The sequence below is a fragment of the Rhizobium sp. RU36D genome (genome assembly GCF_900176345.1).
In the GTDB taxonomy this organism is placed as follows: Bacteria; Pseudomonadota; Alphaproteobacteria; order Rhizobiales; family Rhizobiaceae; genus Allorhizobium.
Window position 1 is genome coordinate 1 of sequence record NZ_FWXU01000065.1, and the last position, 2493, is coordinate 2493.

General features: G+C 63.0%; 2 protein-coding genes and 1 pseudogene. All 3 read right to left on the reverse strand.

Annotated features, from left to right (window positions below; genetic code table 11):
- Nucleotides 1-13: 13 nt before the first annotated feature.
- Complete coding sequence (locus B9A97_RS29140) at nucleotides 14-1546, reverse strand: IS66 family transposase (protein ID WP_084369325.1); 1533 nt, start codon at nucleotides 1544-1546, stop codon at nucleotides 14-16.
- A 71-nt stretch (nucleotides 1547-1617) separates the two neighbouring features.
- Nucleotides 1618-1974, reverse strand: coding sequence for an IS66 family insertion sequence element accessory protein TnpB (tnpB, locus tag B9A97_RS29145; RefSeq protein ID WP_084369324.1), 357 nt, complete (start codon nucleotides 1972-1974; stop codon nucleotides 1618-1620).
- Nucleotides 1971-2339 (reverse strand): annotated as a pseudogene (locus B9A97_RS29150) (transposase); the annotation flags it as partial. The gene tnpB and the pseudogene B9A97_RS29150, both read right to left, overlap by 4 nt.
- Between the last annotated feature and the right edge of the window lie 154 nt (nucleotides 2340-2493).

Sequence of the window (2493 nt, forward strand, 5' to 3'; positions counted from 1 at the left end):
GTAAGCGGTGTTCTTAGGCCACGGCCTTTGAGATGGGCTTCTCGGCATAGGCCCATGGCATAAGGTCATCGATCCGGCTATTTGGATGGCCGTTGATGACCTTGGTGATGACGTCGGTAATGTATGCCATCGGTTCGATGTCGTTGAGCTTGGCAGTTTCGATGAGCGAGGCGATGGTCGCCCAATGCTCAGCGCCAGCATCGGAACCTGCGAACAACGCATTTTTCCGATTGAGGGCTATCGGCCTGATGGAACGCTCGACGGTGTTGGAGTCGATCTCGATGCGGCCGTCATCTATGAAGCGGGTGAGCCCATCCCAGCGTGACAACGTGTAACGGATAGCTTCGGCGAGCTTGGTCTTCTGGCTGATCCGGGCGAGTTGCTCGGTCAGCCAAGGCGCGAGGTCGTCGACGATCGGGCGGCTCTTCTCCTGCCGGACGGCGCGGCGTTCCTCGCGCATCCTGCCGCGGATATCGTCCTCGATCCGGTAGAGTTCGGCGATGCGCCTGAGCGTTTCGCTGGCGATGGGCGCGGGACCAGCCGACGCCAGTTCGTAGAAGCGCCGGCGCACATGGCTCCAGCAGAATGCCAGCGACACAGTGTTGCCGGCAGCGAGCGCTCGATAGCCCGAGTATCCGTCCACCTGCAGCACGCCGACGAAGCCATTGAGATGCGCCATCGGTCGTTCGCTTTTGCGATCGGGCGCGTAGACATAGACGACACCGGGCGGATCGGCTCCCTGCCATGGCCTGTCATCGCGAGCATAGGCCCAGAGCTGTCCAGTCTTCGTCCTCCCCCGACCCGGATCGAGCACCGGGGCGGTCGTCTCGTCGGCGAAGAGCTTGGACGAGGTCTTGAGGTGTTCGAGCAACCTTTGATGAACCGGGCGCAGATGCCATGCGGCGCGGCCGACCCAGTCGGCAAGCGTCGAACGGTCGAGATCAATTCCCTGGCGCTTGTAGATTTGCGCTTGCCTGTAGAGTGGCAGGTGATCGGCATATTTGGAGACCAGCACCTGGGCGACGGTCGCTTCGGTCGGAATGCCGCCTTCGATCAACCGCGCGGGAGCCGGAGCCTGGACGACGACTTCTTCACAGGCACGGCAGGCATATTTGGGACGGCGCGTCACCAGAACGCGGAACTGGGCCGGAACGATGTCGAGCTTCTCGCTGATGTCCTCGCCGATCCGATGCAGGCCGTTGCCGCAGCAGGGACAGTCATGGCTCTCGATGTCGATGACCAGATCGATGCGCGGCAGATGGGCAGGAAGAGCACCGCGGTTTATCCGCCGCCTGGCGACCCGCTCCCGGCGCAGATCGCTCGCTTCCTGCTCCTCAGCTTCCAGAGCGTCCGCCTCGACCTGCTCGGCTTCCTCGAGCCCTAGGAGAAGCTGATCCTCGGGAAGCGTCTCGGCGCGACGGCCAAAGCGATGGCGCTGCAATTCCTTGATGATCTGCCGCAGCCGGGCATTCTCCGCCTCGCGCGAAAGCACCATGGCCTTGAGCGCGTTCAGGTCGTCGGGAAGCTCGTCGGCCGTCATTGTCATGGCACGACAACAGCACAGTTCGACGCCCAGGACGAGGGTGTTGACGCGGCTGATCAATTGGTCGCGGGCGGCTATCCGGCCTTCTCCGGGACACGCGCCTCGATCGGCGCATGAACGCGCTTCCAATCCAGTCCCTCGAACAATGCCGAGAACTGAGCGGCGGTCAGGCGCATCGCGCCGTCCTGCATTTTGGGCCAGTGGAACTCACCATCCTCAAGCCTCTTGGACACCAGGCATACGCCGCTGCCATCCCAGAAGACCAGCTTGATCCGGTCCGCGCGCTTGGCCCGGAACACGTAGATCGTGCCGGAGAACGGGTCGGCACCCATCTCGGCCTTGACCAGCGCCGCCAGGCCCTCCGCGCCTTTGCGGAAATCGACAGGCCGGGTGGCGACCATGACCTTTACCGCTCCCGAAGGCCCGATCACGACTGTGCCTTCACTGCCTGAATGACGGCGGCAATCGTAGCGGCGTCCGCGCCGGATGCGATCCTCACGATCGCCCCGCCAATCTCCAATTCGATTGCGCCGCTGCAAGACTTCTTTCTCGATGCTCCCGCCCGTTCAGGCTCCTTCGCCACCGCCTTCGCAGGAACCTCCAGCACTGCGGGCGCAAACAGCGGAACGTCAACGCCTGGCGCAGCCTCAAGCGGCTTGCGGGCGACACGACGCCAGCTGAACAATTGCTGCGGGGTCAATCCATGACGCCGAGCCACAGCGCAGACCGTCACGCCCGGCTCATAACTCTCGGCGACGATCTCAGCCTTGCGCTCGTCGCTGCACTTCCGCCGACGGCCGCTGCCCGTGAAAACCTCGAACCGCCGAACCGGCTCTTCATCGCTGGATGTAAGCGTAAGCTGTGAAATCGACATATGTTCAAGCCCTCGTTCGCGGCCAACATCGTCAATCATGCTCTGATCCGGAAGGTGGGACCAAGACACCGCTTAC